Here is an 18495-nt window from a genome sequence, read left to right on the forward strand (position 1 = left end):
GGGATTTCATTTCCGAGGATGGGCCCGCGGCGTTGAACGATGTTCTGGAGGGGAGGATTACCATGGCAACGACGGAATTCTCAGCCGTCGGCGTGCTCGCCGGCGAGGCTGCCGCCGCGGTGGCCACCGCACGCAAGAACCGATAAGCGCCCCAAGCGGGGCGGCACGGAAGAGCCCTCCGGACCGCTGAACCTGACGCAGGCGGTCCGGAGGGTTGCCTTTCCCCGAATATGTGGCGGGGAAGAACGCATTGCATGGAATTGGAGCGCGCACGACTGCTTTGGATTACACTCCCGCACGTTGGTTTCGTTAGCAGGGAGGACCAATGGCCTCGGAGTTCATATCGCTTGCCGTCATCGCGGCGGTCGCCGCCGCATCGCCCGTGATCGCGCGCGTCATCCCACGCCAAATCGTTCCGGAAACGGTCCTGCTCATCGCCGCGGGCACCGTTCTGGGACCGAACATGCTCGGCGCGATCGAATCGGGCGGCGACGCCATCAAGCTGCTCTCGGAGCTGGGCTGCGCGTTCCTGTTCCTGCTCGCCGGCTACGAGATAGACCCCAAGGCGCTCATGGGTGCCGACGGCAAGCACGGGCTCGCCACATGGGTCGCCACGTTCGGCATCGCCGTCGTGTACACCCTGCTGCTCCCCTCGATCGCAACCGGCTCCCATGGGCTCGTCGCCGCATCGCTGCTGCTCACCACCACCGCCTTGGGAGCGCTCATGCCCATACTGAAGGACCGCGGGCTTTCGGGCACGCGCGTGGGCGACCTGGTCATATCCTACGGCACGTGGGGCGAGCTCGGCCCGGTTCTTGCCATGGCCGTATTGCTTTCCACGCGTGCCACCTGGCAAACCGCCGTCATACTGCTCATTCTGTTCGCCCTCTGCGTGGCGATCGCCACCGTGGCGACGAAATCGCACAAGCGAAGCACCGCGTTGTACCGGTTCCTGGAATCCAAATCGAACGGAACCTCGCAGACCATGCTGCGCCTGGCGGTGGTCATGCTCATCTCACTGGTGGCGTTCTCCGCCATCTTCGACCTCGATATCGTGCTCGGCGCTTTCGCAGCCGGATTCGTGATGCGCGCCATCGCGCCGGATGGGACGCCCGAACTGGAGGCGAAACTCGATGGAATGGCCTACGGCTTCTTCGTCCCGCTGTTCTTCGTCGTATCGGGAAGCAAGATCGACCTGTCCGCCGTCGCGGGCGCCCCCCTCATGCTCGCGCTCTTCATACTGGGCCTTGTGCTGGTCCGCACCGTGCCCATCGTCGTCTCTCTTTCCCTGCGCAAGGCGACGCGGAACGAGGTCACCATGCACAACCGCCTCGCGACGGCATTCTACTGCACCACGGCGCTGCCTCTCATCGTCGCCATCACCTCGGTGGCGGTCGATGGCGGGATGATGGAACCGTCCACGGCATCGGTGCTGGTGGCAGCGGGTGCGCTCACGGTCTTCCTCATGCCGTTCCTGGGAGCGATCGCCTATCGCGTAGCCGATGCGGAGCCGATTGCCGCCGTGCGCGAGATCGTGCAGGACCACCAGGACGCGCGCACGGTGTTTCGCGAGCATGCGGAACGGGAGCGCGAGCGCGCGCATGCCCATCGCGCCGCTGCGAAACGCCGAGTCTACGGCAGCATCAACGCCATCCCCGACCCCGAGGAGCGTAAGGCCGCGTTCGATTTGGCGGACAAGCATGCCGGGGAAATGCGCGACCTGGCTCGCAGGCAGCGGGACGAGATCATCGATCTGTACTCATCGTTCCACCAGGACAACCCGCCCGGCGACGAAGAGCGCCGACGTCTCCTGGACCTCGCGTTCAAGCCGCATTCCGGACGATAGCGGAAAGCCCCCTACTCCACCGCTTCCGCAAGCTCGGCAAGCGCCGCCGGGATGTCGATCTGCTGGGGGCAGACCTCCACGCACGACCCGCACGCGATGCACGCGCTGGGACGTTGCTCCTCCGGCATCGCATGCACCCGCATCGGCGCGATGAACCCGCCTTCGCGCGAGGCGTTCTCATTGTACAGGCGCAGCAGTTCGGGAATGTCCAAACTCTGAGGGCAATGCGGCGTGCAGTAATGGCATGCCGTGCAGGGAACGCCCGTGCCGTTCGCCATCTCCTCCCCCAGCCCGAGCAGCACCTCGACCTGTTCGTCGGAAAGCAGCCGATCGTCGTCGAAGATCTGGATGTTGTCCTTCAGCTGGTCCATGTTCGACATTCCCGAGAGCACCGTCACCAGGCCCGGCGTGCCCATCACGTAGCGGAACGCCCAGTCGACCGCGCTCTTTCCCGGGCGAAGCCGCTCGAGCGCCCCCATCTGCTCATCGCTCAAACGCACCAGGTTCCCTCCGCGCAGCGGCTCCATGATCGTGATGCCCACGCCATGCTGCTGCAGATAGTCGATCTTCGCCCGTGAATCCTGGAATTCGTAGTCCAAATAGTTGTGTTGGATCTGGCAGAATTCCATGCACACGCCGTAGCGCTCCATGTACTCCCGAAACGTGGGGAACGCGCCGTGGACGGAGAATCCCAGATGGCGGATGCGCCCCGCTTCCTTCTGGCCGAGGAAGTACTCGATCGTGTTGTACCGGCCCGCATCGTCGAGATACTGGGCTATATTCCCCTCGTTGATGTTGTGCATCAGGTAGAAGTCGAAATGGTCCGTCTGGCATTTCTCCAGCTGTCGCTCGAAGATCTCCTTCTCCTTGCCGAAGTTGGACACATCGTACCCCGGGAACTTCGAGGCGAGATGGTAGCTGTCGCGGGGATGGCGGGAAAGCGCGCGGCCTGCAACCAGCTCGCTTTCGCTGTTGTGGTAGCCCCAAGCGGTGTCAAAGTAATTCACGCCCTGTTCGAGCGCGTAATCGACCATGGCTTGGACGGCGGGCCCATCCACTTTGGAATCATCGCCGTCGATCACGGGCAGGCGCATCATCCCCAGCCCGAGCGCCGAAATGGATTCTCCTGCGAAGTTCGTGTACAGCATATGCTTCCCCCGTCCTGCAACCTGTCTATGGGATATTCTCGCGCGTTCAGCTTCCCGTGAGAGTGGAAACCGGCAACTGGGAGCGGAATCCATAATCCTTCACGGTATCCTTTGGTAACTGAAAAGCATGGACATGTCGCGGCAAACGCCTACACTGTCACCGAACCATGAACCGCCCGCACGCCACCCGGTTTGGCAGCCGGCAGCTCTGAGGCAGCAGAGAAATGAGAACGACATGTCGAAGAACAGAAAAGCACCGGTCCTCTTCGTGGGGCATGGGTCGCCGATGAACGCGATCGAGAACAATTCCATCCGCCGCGGATGGAGGGACATGGGCAAGCGCCTCGGAAAACCGAGGGCGATCGTCGCCGTGTCGGCACACTGGTACGCGAACGGGCGCTTCGTGCGCACTGAGCCGATGAACGAGCAGATCGACGACATGTACGGATTCCCCGACGCGTTGTACGAAGTCGAATACGAACCGGCGAGCAATACAGCTTTGGCACGTAAGACGCTCGAGCTGCTGGGGAACGGCGCCCGCGGCACGGGGATCTGGGGCATCGACCATGGTGTGTGGTCCGTGCTCTGCAACATGTACCCCGATGCCGATGTTCCCGTGGTGATGGTGAGCACCGACGCTTCGGCCTCCCCCGAAGCGCAGTTCGAAACCGGGCGCAAGCTTGCCGCGCTGCGCGACGAAGGCGCCATGCTATTTGCGAGTGGGAACGTGGTGCACAACCTGCAGGCAACCGATTGGAGCTCGCACGATGGGTTTGCGTGGAACAAACGATTCGACAGGGCCGTGCGCGATGCGATCGCTTCGCGGGATTTCAAATCCGTCGTGGAATACCGGCAGCTTCCGGAATGGCGGAAAGCCGTTCCCACGCCGGACCATTTCTTCCCGCTGCTGACCGCGCTCGGCGCCGTTGCGGAAGACGACTCCGTCGAGGTGTGGAACGAGATCTTCGATTTGGGAAGCATGTCCCACACATCCTACCTGTTCCAGTAGGTGCAAGCCCCGCACGTCCCGCTTCCCCGGCCCGTCGGGGCGCGCGGATCGCTAGAAGACCTCTATCTCGCCGAGGGAGATGCCGGGAAGCGACCCGAATAGCTCGCGGCATTCGTCGAGGTCCGTCGTGTCGCCGTTGGAGCATAGCACATCGTAGACGACCCCGGCATCGCGCGTGCGCACGCCCGTCTGGTGGAACCCATGGCGCTCGTAGAACCTCAGGCGCGCCTCGCGCTGCGGGCGGTTGTCGCACTCCACCGACATGCTCTGCATCTCCAGCAGGATCTTGTCGCCGGGGCGGTCCGCCTTCAGATGATCCACGATCTTCCCGCCGATGCCCTTCGAGCGCATGGCAGGGGAAACGGCCAGGTACAGCAGATACGTCACGCTTCCCCGCCACATCCACAGGGCGAACCCGCAGAACTCGCCGTCGTCGTAGAACGCCTTGAACTCGGCGGGGTTCGACCGCGCGGTTCCCACCAGCTGATCGACCGGCATGCGCTCGTCCTCGGGGAACGCGCTTCCCATAAGGTCGCGCACTGCGCGCATCGTATCCTCGCTCGACCAGACGTCCACCGCTCGCATAGGTTCCTCCCCTTCCGACAGGCTCATGCAAAGCACGGTATCATAGAATGCGAAAACATGCTGCGAGCGGAGTACGCCATGGGAGGATCGCATGGAAATCGAATACAAATGGGACATGCCCGACGAAACCGCCATCGCATCGCTGCGAGGCGAAGTACGCGGGTTCGAGCCGGACGAGCGCTCCATCCACATGCACGCCGCATACTACGATAGCGCGGACGGCCTGATCGCGCGGGCCCGCGGAGGATTGCGCATCCGGCGCGAGGACGGCCGATCGGTATGCTGCCTGAAGCTCTCCGCGCAATCGGGCGAGGGGTTCAAGGCGCGAAGGGAATACGAGGTGGAGGCGTCCGATATCCGCAGCGGGCTGCGTACGCTGCCCGCCGTGGGGGCACCGGAGGACATCTGCCGAAACCTGCTCGAAAGCGATATCGCGGTGGAATGCGAGACGGAATTCGATCGCAGCGCGTTCGCGTTCTTGGCGAATGGGTTCTCCGCGGAGCTGGCGATCGATCGCGGGGCCATGAGGCGCGCCGGCAAGGAAGGTCCGATACACGAGGTCGAGCTTGAGTTCAAGGGCGGGTCGCTCGAAGCATTCCACGCCTTCGCCCGCAAGATCGAGCGCGAGCACGGGCTGGAGAGGCAACCGCTCTCCAAACTCGCACGCGCCCTGGCGCTGTAAAGGCGTTCCCGGCTATTCGCGATGCTCCCGATAGTAGCCGATCAGCAGCTTGGTGCTGGGATCCTGGAGGTCGAGCGCGGCATCGTCATGGAACGCTGGCGTGATTTCCCCTGCAAGCTGCTTTCCCAGCTCAACGCCCCATTGATCATATGAATCGATGCCCCAGACCGTGCCTTCGACGAACGTGACGTGCTCGTAGAGCGCGATCAGCTCGCCGAGGGCATGCGGCGTGAGCGCCTGCCCGAAAATCGATGTGGACGGTTTGTTGCCCGCGAACACGCGCGCGGGGACCATCCATTCCGGCGTGCCCTCCGCGCGGACCTCGTCCGCCGTCTTGCCGAACGCGAGCGCCTTCGTCTGGGCGAGGAAGTTGCCCAGGAACAGCTCATGCACGTCTTGCTCGCCGTCCATCGCAGCGTGCGCGGTATTGGCGAACGCGATGAAGTCGGCGGGAACGAGCTGCGTTCCCTGATGGATCAGCTGATAGAACGCATGTTGGCCATTGGTGCCCGGTTCGCCCCAGAAGATCTCGCCCGTATCGCTCGTCGCCGGCGTGCCATCCCAACGGACGGTTTTGCCATTCGATTCCATGGTCAGCTGCTGCAGGTAGGCGGGGAACCGATGCAGATATTGGCAGTACGGCAGGACCACATGGCTCTTCGCATGGTGGAAGTTCACATACCATACGTTCAAAAGCCCCATCAAAGCGACCGCGTTGCGCTCAAGCGGCGTCTCGCAGAAATAGACGTCCATATCGTGGAAGCCGCGCAGCAGCTCTGCGAACCGATCCGGCCCCAGCGCGATGACGAGCGAGAGCCCGACGGCGGAATCTACCGAATAGCGGCCTCCTACCCAACTCCAGAACCCGAAGGCGTTTCTCGGGTCGATACCGAACTCCGCCACCTTGTCCAACGCGGTGGAGACCGCCACGAAGTGCTGGGCGATGGCTTGCGCGGCGGATTCTTCGGTGCCGTCGATCGCCCCCGAGGCGCGCAGCTCCGAAAGCAGCCACCGCTTTGCCGCTCGGGCGTTCACGAGCGTCTCGAGCGTGGTGAACGTCTTCGAAACGACGATGACCAGCGTGGTCTCCGCATCCAGATGCCGCGTTTTCTCGGCGATGTCGTTCGGATCGATGTTGGATACGTACGTGCAATCGATGCCCGCATCCGCGTACGGCTTCAGCGCCTCGTACGCCATCACCGGACCAAGGTCGGAGCCCCCGATGCCGATGCTCAGCACGTGCTCGATCCCCTTGCCCGTCACACCCGTCCATCGTCCCGAACGGACCTTCTCGGCGAAGGCGTACATGCGGGCGAGCACGTCGTGGACGTCTGCCACGACGTCCTGGCCGCGCACCATCACCTTCCCCGCATCCGATGCGGGGCGCCGCAAGGCGGTATGCAGCACGGCGCGATCTTCGGTGGTGTTGATGATCTGCCCGGAGAACATCGCGGAGCGGCGCTCCTCCAGCCCCACCGCGCGGCCGAGGTCGGCGAGCAACGACAGCGTCTCCCCTGTGGCGAGGTTCTTCGAAAGGTCGAACAGCAAGTCGTTCACCTCGAACGAGAGCTGCTCCGCGCGCCGGGGATTCGCCTCGAATGCCCCCCTCAACGTGAAACTCCGCCGCATGTCGTCGAAATGGCGTTGCAGAGCATGCCAGGAAGCGGTTTGCGTGGCATCGATGGGCGCGGGGACACTGGTCATGCGATTCCCTCTTTCACGGATATGCGGGCGAAAGGCTGGCTCCATTGTACGCCAATCGCCGGCGAGCGGCCGCGCGACGCGAGGGCATGCCACTCGGCCGCGACGCCTTATCGCGGCTCGCTCCGTTCTAGCGGCGCGCTCCGTCCTAGCGCACCCCGTCTTCCGGCCGCAGCAAAATGCGACGGAACAGCGGCCCGCAGGCAGCGGAGCGCATCCCGGATTCCGCGCCGGACCGTGAAGCCCGGCCCGGGATGGGCGGTTCAACCGAAACCGGATACGATGAAAAACCCGCCGGCCCGCTACACGGAAGCCAGGATGGGGGCTGCGACCTGCTTCTTGCGCGACATGACCCCTTCGAGGAACACCGCCGACGTGGCATCGATCCCGAACACGCGGTCCACCTGCTCGCGATTGCCCTCGACGACGAAGCTGCTCCCCTCCTGCATGATATCGGTCACCAGCAGCAGCACGTAGTCGTAGCCGCGATCGCTCACCAGACGGCGCATGTAGTCGCGCGATTCGCGCTCGCGCCGCATCGCCTCGGCAAGGTCGAACGTCTCGTGCTGGGCGATGAGGACGGTCTTGCCGCCCACCTCGTATTCCTTGGCGTCCGCGCCCACGAACTCCTCGATAGGGATCTCGGCATCGTTCCCGCGACACTTGAACAGCTGCATGCCGAACTCGCGATACGGCCTGCCTCCGATGGATTCCAGATAGGCGATCTGCTCCAAATCGGCCGAGGTGGTGGTGGGAGATTTCAGCATGACCGTGTCGGTGAGGATGGCGCCGAGCAGTATGTTGGCGATACCCGTGGGAATGCCCACCTCATGGCGGCGGCACAGCCAGGTGACGATGGTGGCGGTGGAGCCCCAGGGGCGCAGCGTCATGAAGATGGGGCCCGGCGTGGTGATGCCGCCGATGCGGTGATGGTCCACCACTTCCAGCACCTCGGCGTACTCCATGCCGTCCGCCGCTTGGGGAAGCTCGTTATGGTCGACGATGACCACGCGCTGGCCGGGTTCGACGTGATCGATCAATTCAGGCGGTTCGATGTTGTTCAGCGCCAGATTCCACGCGGTCTCCGGCGGAAGGGGCCCTAAGCGCACCGCCTTGTATTCCTCGGTTCCGCCTTCGCGACGCTCGAGAACCCGCTTGAAGAAAGCAAAGCCGATGGCCGCAGAGATCGCATCGTTATCGGGATTCTTGTGGCCGATGATCAAAATCGGATCCGCCATTTCGACATATCCTTTCAGATCGAACGTTGCCGTTACCCTTTGATTTTGACGATTGGAGCGTAGTCCTTCAACAATTTTTTCACAGAACCGGTTTTTGCGAAGCGAACGGAGAGCATATCCCCGTCGACGGCGATCACCATGCCGCGGCCGAGCACCTTATGGTCGACTTCATCGCCCTTGCGGAAGGAAACGCCCGCCGCCTCCTTCTTATGGGACTCAACCGTGCGCCCCGCGGGCGTACGGCCGCGCGACCCGCTCGCGCTGCTGCGGCCGAAGACCTTCCCCTCGCCCGCTTCGCGCCCGCTGCCCGAGATGCCGCGTCGACTTCCGCGCTTTTCCCACCCGGTGCCGGAAAAGCCCGCGCTGCCCAACCCGCTCGTGCTGCGGAGCTCCTGGGGGATTTCGGCGAGGAAGCGCGAGGTGGGGTTCGCCTGCGTCTGCCCGAACAGCTTGCGCTGGCCGGCGCACGTGATGTACAGGCGCTTGCGTGCGCGCGTAATGGCGACGTAGGCAAGCCGCCGCTCCTCTTCGACGCCTGAGGGATCGTGCATGCTGTTCATATGGGGGAAGATGCTCTCCTCCATGCCGGCGACGAAGACGCAATCGAACTCCAGGCCCTTGGCCGCATGCACCGTCATCAGCGTGACAGCGGTGTTGTCCTCCGAAACGGTATCCATATCGGTGCGCAGCGCCACCCATTCGATGAAGTCGGCCAGCGAATCGCCGCGCAGCACGCGCACCGGGGGCTTTTCGCCGTCGGCTGATGCGGGGGCGCCGCCATCGATGACCCGCTCGCCCCCCGCCAAGCCCGCAGGGCCCCCTCCGGCCACCGGAGCGGCGAAGGGCGCCTCCTCGACGTCGTGCGTGGCGATGAACTCGTCCACGACGCCCAGGAACTCCTTGACGTTCTCCACGCGGCCGCGGGACTCGTCCGTCCCCTCGTCCTCGAGCGACCGCACCAAACCGCTTCGGTCGATGATCATCTCGACCACCTTGCGCAGGTCGCCGCTCCAGGTTGCCGCCTCCCCCACCAGGCTGGTGAATTCCCCCAGCGCGCGGCGGGCGGCGGGTCGGATGCCCTCGTCCGCGACCGCCGCCTGGGCCGCCTCCATGAAGGTGAGGCCCCGCTCGCGCGCCGTGACCTCGATCGCGTTGACCGTCGTCCCCCCGATGCCGCGGCGGGGGACGTTGACAACCCGTTTGGCGGCGACGTCGTTCGCGGGATTCACCGCCAAGCTCAGATACGCCATGACATCGCGGATCTCGGCGCGGTCGAAGAACCGCGTGCCCCCCACGATGCGGTATGGCACGCCGGCGCGCAGCAGCATATCCTCGAGCATGCGGCTCTGCGCGTTGGTGCGGTAGAACACGGCCATCTGGTTGTAGCTCGTCCCCTCGGCGTGGCGGCGATCGATCTCGCCCGCGATCCAGCGTCCCTCGTCGCGCTCGTCGCTGGCCATGTACACTTGGATCTTCGCGCCCTCGCCGCCCGTCGCCTGGAGCTTCTTGCTCTTGCGGTGCACGTTGTTGGCGATGACCGCATTGGCAGCCGCCAGTATCGTGCCGGTGCTTCGGTAATTCTTCTCCAACTTCACCGTATGCGCGGTGGGGTAATCCTGCTCGAATTCGAGGATGTTGCGGATGTCTGCCCCGCGCCAGCTATAGATGCTCTGGTCATCGTCGCCCACGACCATGATGTTCTTGTTTCTGCCGGCAAGCAGCTGCGTGATCGCGTATTGGGCATGGTTGGTATCCTGATACTCGTCCACCAGGATGTAGCGGAAACGATCCTGGTAGGCGGCGAGCACATCGGGATGGTTCTTCAACAGCAGGTACGCGTACACCAGCAGGTCGTCGAAATCGAAGGCGTTGGCCTGGCGCAGGCGTTTCTGCAATTCGTAGTAAACCTGGGCTGCTCGCTTCGCGATGGGGTCGGTTGCCTGCTGCTCGAAATCGCCCGGCATGATCAGCTCGTTTTTCGCTGCGGAGACGCGGCTGCGGATGGCGTTGATGGGAAAGCGCTTCGGATCGAGATCGAGCCCCGCCATGATCTCCTTCACCAAGCGCTTGCTGTCATCGTCGTCGTAGATGGTGAACGACGGGCTGAACCCCATGCGCTCGGCATCGGCGCGCAGCATGCGCACGCACATGCTGTGGAATGTGGACACCCACATCCCGCGCGTGGCGGGACCCACCAGGGCGGTCAGGCGCTCGCGCATCTCGGCGGCTGCCTTGTTGGTGAACGTGATGGCAAGGATCTGCCAGGGGGCGACGCGCTTGCATTCGATCAGGTGGGCGATGCGGTACGTCAAGACGCGCGTCTTTCCGCTGCCCGCCCCCGCGAGCACCAGCAGCGGCCCCTCCGTGCATTCGACTGCCTCGCGCTGCTCGGGGTTCAATGTATCCAGGTCAAGTGCCATGCGGTTCCTCTTCGATCGAATAGTCGAGCCGCGATGGAAGGGGCCGGGGCCGAGCGTAGGTCGAAAAGCAGGCGCTCCGCCGCACCCGGCTATGGCGGACTCCGCACGATGGCGGACTCCGAGCCTCCCTCGCATTCGCAAGCGTTTTGCCTTGTCTACTTTAGGGGCTGGGCCGGCATCTTGAGGAAAATGCCAGCGATTTCACGCAAATCCGCAATCGATCAGGACGATTGCATCTCCTTCGACACCGTCAGGATCGCCTCGAATATCTCGTCGAGGTTCTCCTCGGTGAGGGGCCCGGCATTCTGCGCGTGCACGCGCTCGATAACCTCATCCTCGCGGCGCTGGTCGTACACGGGCAGACGCGCCTCCGCCTTGATCGAGCGGATGGCCATCTGATGGGTGGCTCGCTCGTTCAGAAGGGCGACCAGCCGCCGGTCGATCTCGTCGATTTGCAAACGATGGATTTCGATCCGGTCGAGATATTCGTCACGATTCGGCACAATGCACCCTCCTTGCGAAAACCGGCCGATACCGGGCGCCATTCTAGCACGGAGCCCAGCAGACGGCGGCTGCGCTCTTAGATCAGATTCGCCGCCTTGCCCCCGAAGTACGCCAGCACGACCACGCCGACGGCGATGCGGTACCATCCGAATGCAGTGAAATCGTTGCGCTTGATGTAGCCCATCAGGAATTTGATAGAGACCACCGAGACGACGAACGCGCACAGGACGCCCGCCGCCAACACGGCGATCTCCACCTGCGACATCGCCAGGCCGCTTGCCAGGTACTTGAACGCCTTCACCATGCCCCAGCCGAACATGATGGGGATGGCCAGGAAGAACGTGAATTCCGTCGCCGCGGTACGCGAGCATCCCGCCAGCATCCCGCCGATGATGGTGGCTCCGCTCCGGCTGGTGCCGGGCACGATCGCCAGGCATTGGAAGAGCCCGATCTTCAGCGCGGTGGGGATATCGATTTCGTCGACGGATTCCACCCGGAAGATGGTCACATCGCTTGCGGATCTGCCGGAAATGCGCGCATGCGCTCCTCGCGTGACGGCGATCATGCGCTCCTCGCGACCGCGATTGCGACGCTCCATGGCGATGAAGACGATGCCGTACAGTATGAGCATGCCGGCCACCACAACCGCATTGTACAGATGATCGTGCACCCAATCGTCCAGAAGCAGGCCGACGATCGCGGCGGGAATGCAGCCGATTGCGACCATCCCCCAGAGCCTCCAGGTGGCGCGGCGCCCTTCGCGGGTTTTCATGCGGCTGAAGGGATTGAGCTTGTGGAAGTACAGGATGATGACCGCCATGATGGCGCCCAACTGTATCACCACGAGGAACAAGGCGAGGAATTGCTCCGAGACGTCGAGTTTCAGGAACTCGTCCACCAGGATCATATGGCCGGTGGAGGAAATGGGCAGCCATTCGGTGACGCCTTCGACGAAGCCGAGGAACAGCGCTTTCAGTATTTCGATGAGCATGCGGGGGCCTCTTCTCGGATCGGGCGGAAAACGGCTTAAGTTTACCGGCTCGACGTCGCCGAGCCGGCGGAAGACGTAGAAGAAGCAGAAGTCTCCTTGCCGGAGGCGGACGTGGATGATTTCGCCGCGCCGCCGGCGTCGGCGGAGGCTCCGGACGCGGAATCCGCGGAGGTGCCGGCGCTCTTCAATGCAGCCGCAGACGAGGATGACGGCGCGCTCTTCGATGCGGGCGATGAAGAGCCTGCGGCAGCCGACGAGGACGAGGCGGTCGCCTTCTCGGACGAGGTGGCGCTCGTGCCGGGCGAGGCAGTCTTGCCTGCGGAGGACGTGGAAGCGGACGTGGCGGTGATAGCGGCGGGCTTGGTGCCGATCCCCTCGCCGTTGGTGGCTGCCGTGACCGCGCCCGCGAAGATGAACACCATCAACAGGCCCGAGATGGCCGCGGTGGCGATGACGCCGGCCGCGACCTGCTTCCGACGCCGCTGCACGCGATGGGATCTCACGGTCGCCACGCTGAGATCGGCATCCTTTCCCAAGACGGGCGTCGCCGTGGCGGAGCCTCCGTTTGCGGCGTGGAGGGCGGCTGGGACCTCGTCTTCGGAAGAGGTGTCCGCGCTTGCGGAGCGCCGCGCAGTCGGGGATTCGTGTTCCGAAAGAGAATCCGCACCCGCGTCTTTTCGCTCTTTCAATCTGGTTGCGGAGCGGTTCAGTATGTTCTTGTACATCTGCGTGGCGATGGTGGAGACGGCCGCCGACACCGCGGCGCCGATCACCGAGCCCGCGATGCCGATTTGGGAAGCGAGCAGGAACGACGTGGTGGCGGCAATCGCTGTGGCGATGATCTGCACGAGGGACAGGTCATCGAAGATGCCGGCGCTTTTCTGCGATTCTTCGGTTTCCTCGGCCACGGCGGTCCCCCCTTTTCGGTACGAATAGATTCCATACTCTACGCATCCTTTATGAAGCGAACCTGAATTCACGGAAGCGCCGCATAGGAGTCACAGTTCTGTTACTTGGATGGTGGATTGCGTTCTGGCGGCGGGAAATCGCGGACGAGCTGCGCGGGGGCGCTTTTTGAGAGTAGGATAGGCGCGGCAAAATTTGATTCCCATCCGGATGCGAAGGAGAACCCATGGTCAGCGGATCTGATGCTTCGAGCAAAGTCATCGTGCTTGATTTCGGCGCGCAATACGGGCAGCTGATCGCCCGCCGCGTACGCGATTTGCACGTGTATTCCGAGATCATGCCCTGCGACGCATCGGCGGATGAGATCGCCGCCGAGCGCCCCGCCGCCATCATCCTCTCCGGCGGGCCGGCGAGCGTGTACGCGGAGGATGCGCCGAGCGTCGACCCGCGGGTGTTCGATCTAGGCGTGCCGGTGCTGGGCTTCTGCTACGGGCAGCAGGTCATGGCGACCGCGCTGGGCGGCACGGTCGGCCATACCGAGAAGGGCGAATATGGCGCGGCGAGGCTGCTGCGCACAGGCGATGCGCAGCTTTTGGAGGGAACCCCCGACGCGCAGACCGTGTGGATGAGCCATCGCGATGCGGTGACCCAGGCACCCGCGGGCTTCACCGTGACGTCGCGCACTGAGACGTGCCCGGTGGCGTCGATGGAAGACGCCGGACGGCGCCTGTACGCCACGCAGTTCCACCCCGAGGTGCGGCACACCGATTACGGGACGGACATGCTGAAGAACTTCCTGTTCCAGATATGCCGGCTGGCGCCCACCTGGACGATGGACAACCTGGCAGAGCGCATGGCGGAAGAGATCCGGCAGCAGGTAGGCAGCGACCGTGTGATCCTGGCGCTTTCGGGCGGCGTGGATTCCAGCGTGGTGGCGGCGCTGTGCTCGCGGGCGATCGGCAAACAGCTGACCTGCGTGTTCGTGAACCATGGTTTGCTGCGCAGGGGCGAACCGGAGCAAGTGGAAGAGGTGTTCACCAAGCAGTTCGACGTGGATTTCGTGCATGTGCATGCGGAGGAGCGGTATGCGAAACTGCTGGCGGGCGTGACGGATCCGGAGCGCAAGCGACAGATCATCGGAACGCAGTTTTGGAACGAGTTCTTCGCCGTGGCGCAGAAGCTCGACGGCGTGAAATGGCTTGCGCAGGGAACGATCTACCCCGACATCATCGAGAGCGGTGCGCGGAAGACCGGCGGCAGGGCGAGCACGATCAAGAGCCATCACAATCTGGTCCCATTCCCCGAGGGCGTGAGCTTCGATTTGATCGAGCCGCTGGATCATTTCTTCAAGGACGAGGTGCGGGCATTGGGAACGGCGCTGGGACTGCCGGATCCGATCGTGTTCCGCCAGCCCTTCCCCGGTCCGGGGCTGGCCATCCGCATCATCGGCGCGGTGGATGCCGAGAAGCTGGAAATCCTTAAGGATGCCGACGCGATCGTGCGCGAGGAGATCGATTCGTATAACGCGAGGCTGTTCGAGGAGACCGGCGAGCGCAACAGCGAGCACAGCGTGTGGCAGTACTTCGCGGTGCTTCCCGACGTGAAGAGCGTCGGCGTGATGGGCGACGAGCGCACGTATGCGCGGCCGATCATCCTGCGCGCGGTGGAGAGCAGCGATGCGATGACCGCGGACTGGGCGAAATTGCCCTACGAACTGCTCGCGCGCGTGAGCGGACGCATCGTGGCGGAGGTACCCGGCGTGAACCGCGTGGCGTACGACATCACGAGCAAGCCGCCCGCGACGATAGAGTGGGAATAGGGAGATAGCCCATTTCATCTAGTCTCATCCTGCGCGTCTAGTCGTGGTGGCTTGCAACTAGTGCCCTGTATTGGACAAAGCCACCGGGACTTTCGGGGAGTGACAAACGCGAGAAAGCCCCGGAGTCTTCGGATTTCGGGGCTTATTTTATGGGTGTTAACCTGCGGAAATACTCTTCGCTCAACCGCGCTGGGGTGACGCGTTGCGACCCGTTGCAAAGAGAAGCGACTAGATGCCAAAACATGCCAAAGCGAGAAGAGTATTTTCATCGCGTTTTTTAGCCGCAAGCCTATTTTGACCCGACCCATGTAGTCACTTTGTAGTCACCCCGCCTTTTCAGCCCTCCGTTTCGCAAAACCGCAGGTAGGAGTGAAGAGTGACAAATCGAGAAAATCCTCGTTTTCCGGCGATTCCGGGCCGTTTTCGGGGTATTCGGAAAGCCGTTTGTCACTCTCAACATCGTGTGCAATAGGCGATTTCGGGCCCGTTTTGGCCCCCGAAAACCGGCAATAGTAATGCGAGAGTGACGATTTGCGGCAAAGAAAAGGGGCGCCGCAGCGTCCCCGTAAGCGCTCTACGCCCTGCCCTAGCCCATGAAACGGGCCTTCCAGGCCTCGTAGTCGCCCTCGTCTATCTCGCCCGATGCAAGCTGGTCCCTCATGCGCTTCCATGCCTTGAGGGCCTGCACGGCCTTCTGCGAGCCTTCCTTCTTGGGATCGGGCGCCACGGCCACCCCGTCTTCGGTGACGACGGGCATGAGGCCCAGCTCCCTCTCGTAGCGGAACAGGACCTCGAGGGCACCCCTCGCGCCGCTCACGCCTATCTCACGTATGGAGTCAGCTGAGACGTCCAGGGCCCCGGCTATGCGCTCTATCTGCTGGTCGCTGGGCGTCCTGATGTCCCGCTCGTAGTTGCGTATGGCGGACTCGGTGAGCCCCACCTCGTCCGCAAGCTCCCTCTGCGTCATGCCGCCCTCGTTGCGGTACCTGCGTATGCGCGCGCCTATCGTCATCTTTCCTCCTGAAAACGTATATGTACAGGATATTGCAGCACGCTTCCGTGCGCAATCGATTGACAGCACGAATATGTGCTGTTACTGTACAGAAATATACAGCACGATACCGTGCTGTATATTCCTACGGAATGATTAGGAGGAACGGCGCATGTCAGCGAGGATGGAGCCCAACGGAACGTGGACGGCGCAGGTGTGGTACCGCGACTACAACGGTGACTCGCGGCACAAGACCAAGCGAGGCTTCAAGAGCGAGGAAGAGGCGTCTGCCTGGGAGGAGGAGTTCTCCTCGAACGCGCAAGGCTCGGTCAGCTCCACCTTCGCCGCTTTCTACGAGGTCTACGAGGCCGACATGCGCCCGCGCCTGCGCGATCACACCTGGTACACCAAGAGCTACATGATCGAGGGCAAGATACTCCCGTACTTCGGCAACATGCGCGTGGACGAGATTGAGCCCATCGACGTGGTGCGCTGGCAGAACCGACTCATGGCCCACCGCAACGAGAGGGGCGAGCCCTACGCGCCCACCTACCTGCGCTCGGTGAACAACCAACTCTCCGCCATCTTCAACCATGCCGTGCGCTACTACGGCCTCAAGGGCAACCCCTGCGCGAAGACCACGCGCATGGGCTCGTCCAAGGGCGGCGAGATGCTCTTCTGGACGCGCGAGGAGTACCTGCGCTTCGCCGACGCGGTGTCCGACAAGCCGGAGAGCTACTACGCCTTCGAGGTGCTCTACTGGTGCGGCCTGCGCCTTGGCGAGCTCCTGGCCCTCACGCCGCCAGACTTCGACTTCTCCCGCTCCGAGCTCAAGGTGACGAAGTCCTACCAGCGCCTGCACGGACGCGACGTGGTGACGCCGCCCAAGACGCCCAAGTCCGTCCGAACCATCGTGATGCCCAAGTTCCTCACCGACGAGCTCGAACAGTGGGTGGAATCGCTTCCCATCGGGGAGGACGAGCGCATCTTCACCTTCACCAAGGCAAAACTCCACCACGAGCTCGACCGCGGCTGCAAGCACTCGCGCGTCAAGCGCATCCGCATCCACGACCTGCGCCACAGCCACGTCTCGCTGCTCATAGAGATGGGCTTCTCCGCCGTGGCCATAGCCGAGCGCCTGGGCCACGAGAGCTCGGACGTGACCTTCCGCTACGCGCACCTCTTCCCCGACAAGCAGGGAGAGATGGCGCGCGCCCTCGACGCGACCAGGGCGGGCATCTGATGCCGTGCCCGAACGACCGCAGGAGGCGGAGCGCCACGGTGGCCTTCCGGATGACGCCGGAGCAGAAGCTCTGGCTCGACCGGGTTGCGGCCGAGAGCGGCATGAGCAAGCAGGACTTCATCATGGCGAGGCTGCACGACGAGGCAATCACCGTGGTGCCGAACATCCGGGTGTACCGCGCCCTGCGCGAGAACATGCTGGAGCTGCTTAGGGAGCTGTCGCGGATACAGGCCGGCGGCACCGTCGACGAGCGGCTTCACGACGAGGTGGAGCGCCTGACCAAGGAGTTCATCGACCTGCGCGGGGAGGTGGACGCCGCCACCGTCAACACCGAGCGACATGACATACTCGAGATGAGCCGTCGATAGCCCTGCATGCCTGGCAGATAGCAGAACCGCAGTCCCTCGTGGCGATGAGGGCAACGTTGCCAGCGCACGCATCCTCCAGAGCCCGAGATGCCCCTGCGACGTACCCTGACGCTTCTCCAAGCCTCGTGTGAGCATCCAATGCCTCCTTGCACCTTGCCCACCTCCAGGGGCTCTCCTTGGACTCTTGCAGGCTCGCCGGGAACCGCCTACGGCCGCAAGGGCCGCAAAAACTTTTTGCCGGGCACGGGGCGCCCTTTCGAAAACTCGGGTCCTCCGGGTTTTGCTTTCCCCCTTGCACCCGCGCGAACCCCGCCGGCATGCGAGCCACAAGGCGCGCCACCGGGGCGGGCCGGGAGCTAAGGAGGACGTTATGGAGGCCATCGACACCAGGGCCAAGAAGGGCATCAGGGTCTACCTCGAGCGCAGAGGCTTCGAGATCTTGGAGGAGGGCTGGGCGCACGGCGGGGACGTCGCCGACTTCATCGCCCGCGACGAGGACGACCTGGTCTTCGTCCACTGCCAGATCACGCAGAACGGCGGCGAGGGATTTCCCGAGGAGGACGCGAATCGCGTGGCGCTCGAACGGCTCGCGGGTGCCTACCTCGCCGAGCACCTGGACTCCGAGGACATCCGGATCAGGTTCGACGTCGTGAGTATGCTCATCGTCGGCGAGAGCCGGGCACTTCTTCGCCACCACCTCAACGCGCTCGGCACGCTCTAAGCGCAGGGCGCCCCCGGGGACTTCGGCTCCCGGGGGGGCAAGCGTCGGCTTCCCACCAATTTTGTGATCTGCTCTTGCTGATAGATATCAAGCTAGCAATATTGAATCCCTTGCGTGCCTCGCGCTTGAGGTGTCACTGCGAATGTAGGATCTGTATTAGTGTCACCACATGCCGATTAAGTTGTAGAGGCGAAAATGCACCATGATTTAAAATGTCTTTCAAACTAGAGCGAGGGTAGATATGTCTACGATGCCGGCGTTTGCTAATAGCGTTTAAACGAATGCCGGGGTAGGAGTAGCAAAGTGGATGAGCAGCTCAGACT

16 protein-coding genes are annotated in these 18495 nt (G+C 63.3%); 7 read left to right on the top strand and 9 right to left on the bottom strand.

Annotation, left to right across the window (positions count from 1 at the left end; all coding sequences use genetic code 11):
* Window positions 1-325 precede the first annotated feature (325 nt).
* Window positions 326-1846, top strand: coding sequence for a cation:proton antiporter (locus NOV21_RS08740; protein ID WP_283170662.1), 1521 nt, complete (start codon window positions 326-328; stop codon window positions 1844-1846).
* An 11-nt stretch (window positions 1847-1857) separates the two neighbouring features.
* On the opposite strand, the gene NOV21_RS08745 is transcribed toward NOV21_RS08740, so the two are convergent.
* Complete coding sequence (locus NOV21_RS08745) at window positions 1858-2994, bottom strand: aldo/keto reductase (RefSeq protein ID WP_283170663.1); 1137 nt, start codon at window positions 2992-2994, stop codon at window positions 1858-1860.
* 235 nt (window positions 2995-3229) lie between these two features.
* Here NOV21_RS08745 and ygiD point away from each other — a divergent pair, with 235 nt between their 5' ends.
* Entirely contained in the window at window positions 3230-4003 is a 774-nt protein-coding gene (gene ygiD / locus NOV21_RS08750) for a 4,5-DOPA-extradiol-dioxygenase (RefSeq protein ID WP_283170664.1), read from the top strand.
* A gap of 51 nt (window positions 4004-4054) precedes the next feature.
* Here ygiD and NOV21_RS08755 read toward each other — a convergent pair whose 3' ends face one another.
* On the bottom strand, window positions 4055-4588 hold the full coding sequence (locus NOV21_RS08755) for a GNAT family N-acetyltransferase (RefSeq protein WP_283170665.1): 534 nt from the start codon (window positions 4586-4588) through the stop codon (window positions 4055-4057).
* A gap of 91 nt (window positions 4589-4679) precedes the next feature.
* Between NOV21_RS08755 and NOV21_RS08760 the strand changes: the two genes are divergently transcribed.
* Window positions 4680-5270: a CYTH domain-containing protein gene (locus NOV21_RS08760; RefSeq protein WP_283170666.1), complete on the top strand. Its 591-nt coding sequence runs from the start codon at window positions 4680-4682 to the stop codon at window positions 5268-5270.
* Between the two features lie 12 nt (window positions 5271-5282).
* On the opposite strand, the gene pgi is transcribed toward NOV21_RS08760, so the two are convergent.
* From pgi to NOV21_RS08790, 6 genes are all read right to left on the bottom strand, one after another.
* Window positions 5283-6974 carry a glucose-6-phosphate isomerase gene (gene pgi, locus NOV21_RS08765; RefSeq protein WP_283170667.1) on the bottom strand — a complete coding sequence of 564 codons (1692 nt, stop codon included), beginning with the start codon at window positions 6972-6974 and terminating at the stop codon, window positions 5283-5285.
* Window positions 6975-7273: 299 nt separating this feature from the next.
* The gene (locus tag NOV21_RS08770) at window positions 7274-8209 is read right to left on the bottom strand and encodes a manganese-dependent inorganic pyrophosphatase (RefSeq protein ID WP_283170668.1); all 936 of its coding nucleotides are present in this window, start codon (window positions 8207-8209) and stop codon (window positions 7274-7276) included.
* Window positions 8210-8241: 32 nt separating this feature from the next.
* Window positions 8242-10629 carry an ATP-dependent helicase gene (locus NOV21_RS08775; protein WP_283170669.1) on the bottom strand — a complete coding sequence of 796 codons (2388 nt, stop codon included), beginning with the start codon at window positions 10627-10629 and terminating at the stop codon, window positions 8242-8244.
* Between the two features lie 221 nt (window positions 10630-10850).
* Window positions 10851-11132, bottom strand: a complete 282-nt coding sequence (locus NOV21_RS08780) for a chorismate mutase (RefSeq protein WP_283170670.1) — start codon at window positions 11130-11132, stop codon at window positions 10851-10853.
* Between the two features lie 77 nt (window positions 11133-11209).
* Entirely contained in the window at window positions 11210-12124 is a 915-nt protein-coding gene (locus NOV21_RS08785; RefSeq protein WP_283170671.1) for an undecaprenyl-diphosphate phosphatase, read from the bottom strand.
* 41 nt (window positions 12125-12165) lie between these two features.
* Window positions 12166-13032 carry a hypothetical protein gene (locus tag NOV21_RS08790; RefSeq protein WP_283170672.1) on the bottom strand — a complete coding sequence of 289 codons (867 nt, stop codon included), beginning with the start codon at window positions 13030-13032 and terminating at the stop codon, window positions 12166-12168.
* A 224-nt stretch (window positions 13033-13256) separates the two neighbouring features.
* Between NOV21_RS08790 and guaA the strand changes: the two genes are divergently transcribed.
* Window positions 13257-14849, top strand: a complete 1593-nt coding sequence (guaA, locus tag NOV21_RS08795; protein ID WP_283170673.1) for a glutamine-hydrolyzing GMP synthase — start codon at window positions 13257-13259, stop codon at window positions 14847-14849.
* Between the two features lie 586 nt (window positions 14850-15435).
* On the opposite strand, the gene NOV21_RS08800 is transcribed toward guaA, so the two are convergent.
* On the bottom strand, window positions 15436-15861 hold the full coding sequence (locus tag NOV21_RS08800) for a helix-turn-helix domain-containing protein (RefSeq protein ID WP_283170674.1): 426 nt from the start codon (window positions 15859-15861) through the stop codon (window positions 15436-15438).
* Window positions 15862-16012: 151 nt separating this feature from the next.
* Here NOV21_RS08800 and NOV21_RS08805 point away from each other — a divergent pair, with 151 nt between their 5' ends.
* The 3 genes from NOV21_RS08805 to NOV21_RS08815 all read left to right on the top strand — a co-directional run bounded on the left by NOV21_RS08805 (window position 16013) and on the right by NOV21_RS08815 (window position 18172).
* The gene (locus tag NOV21_RS08805; RefSeq protein ID WP_283170675.1) at window positions 16013-17083 is read left to right on the top strand and encodes a site-specific integrase; all 1071 of its coding nucleotides are present in this window, start codon (window positions 16013-16015) and stop codon (window positions 17081-17083) included.
* Window positions 17083-17451, top strand: coding sequence for a plasmid mobilization protein (locus tag NOV21_RS08810; RefSeq protein WP_283170676.1), 369 nt, complete (start codon window positions 17083-17085; stop codon window positions 17449-17451). Before NOV21_RS08805 ends, NOV21_RS08810 begins: the two co-directional genes overlap by 1 nt.
* 370 nt (window positions 17452-17821) lie before the next feature.
* A complete protein-coding gene (locus NOV21_RS08815; RefSeq protein ID WP_283170677.1) occupies window positions 17822-18172 on the top strand; it encodes a YraN family protein in 351 nt (116 codons plus the stop codon).
* Window positions 18173-18495 lie beyond the last annotated feature (323 nt).

Origin of the sequence: Curtanaerobium respiraculi (genome assembly GCF_024609215.1) — a bacterium.
GTDB classification, from domain to species: Bacteria; Actinomycetota; Coriobacteriia; order Coriobacteriales; family Eggerthellaceae; genus Curtanaerobium; species Curtanaerobium respiraculi.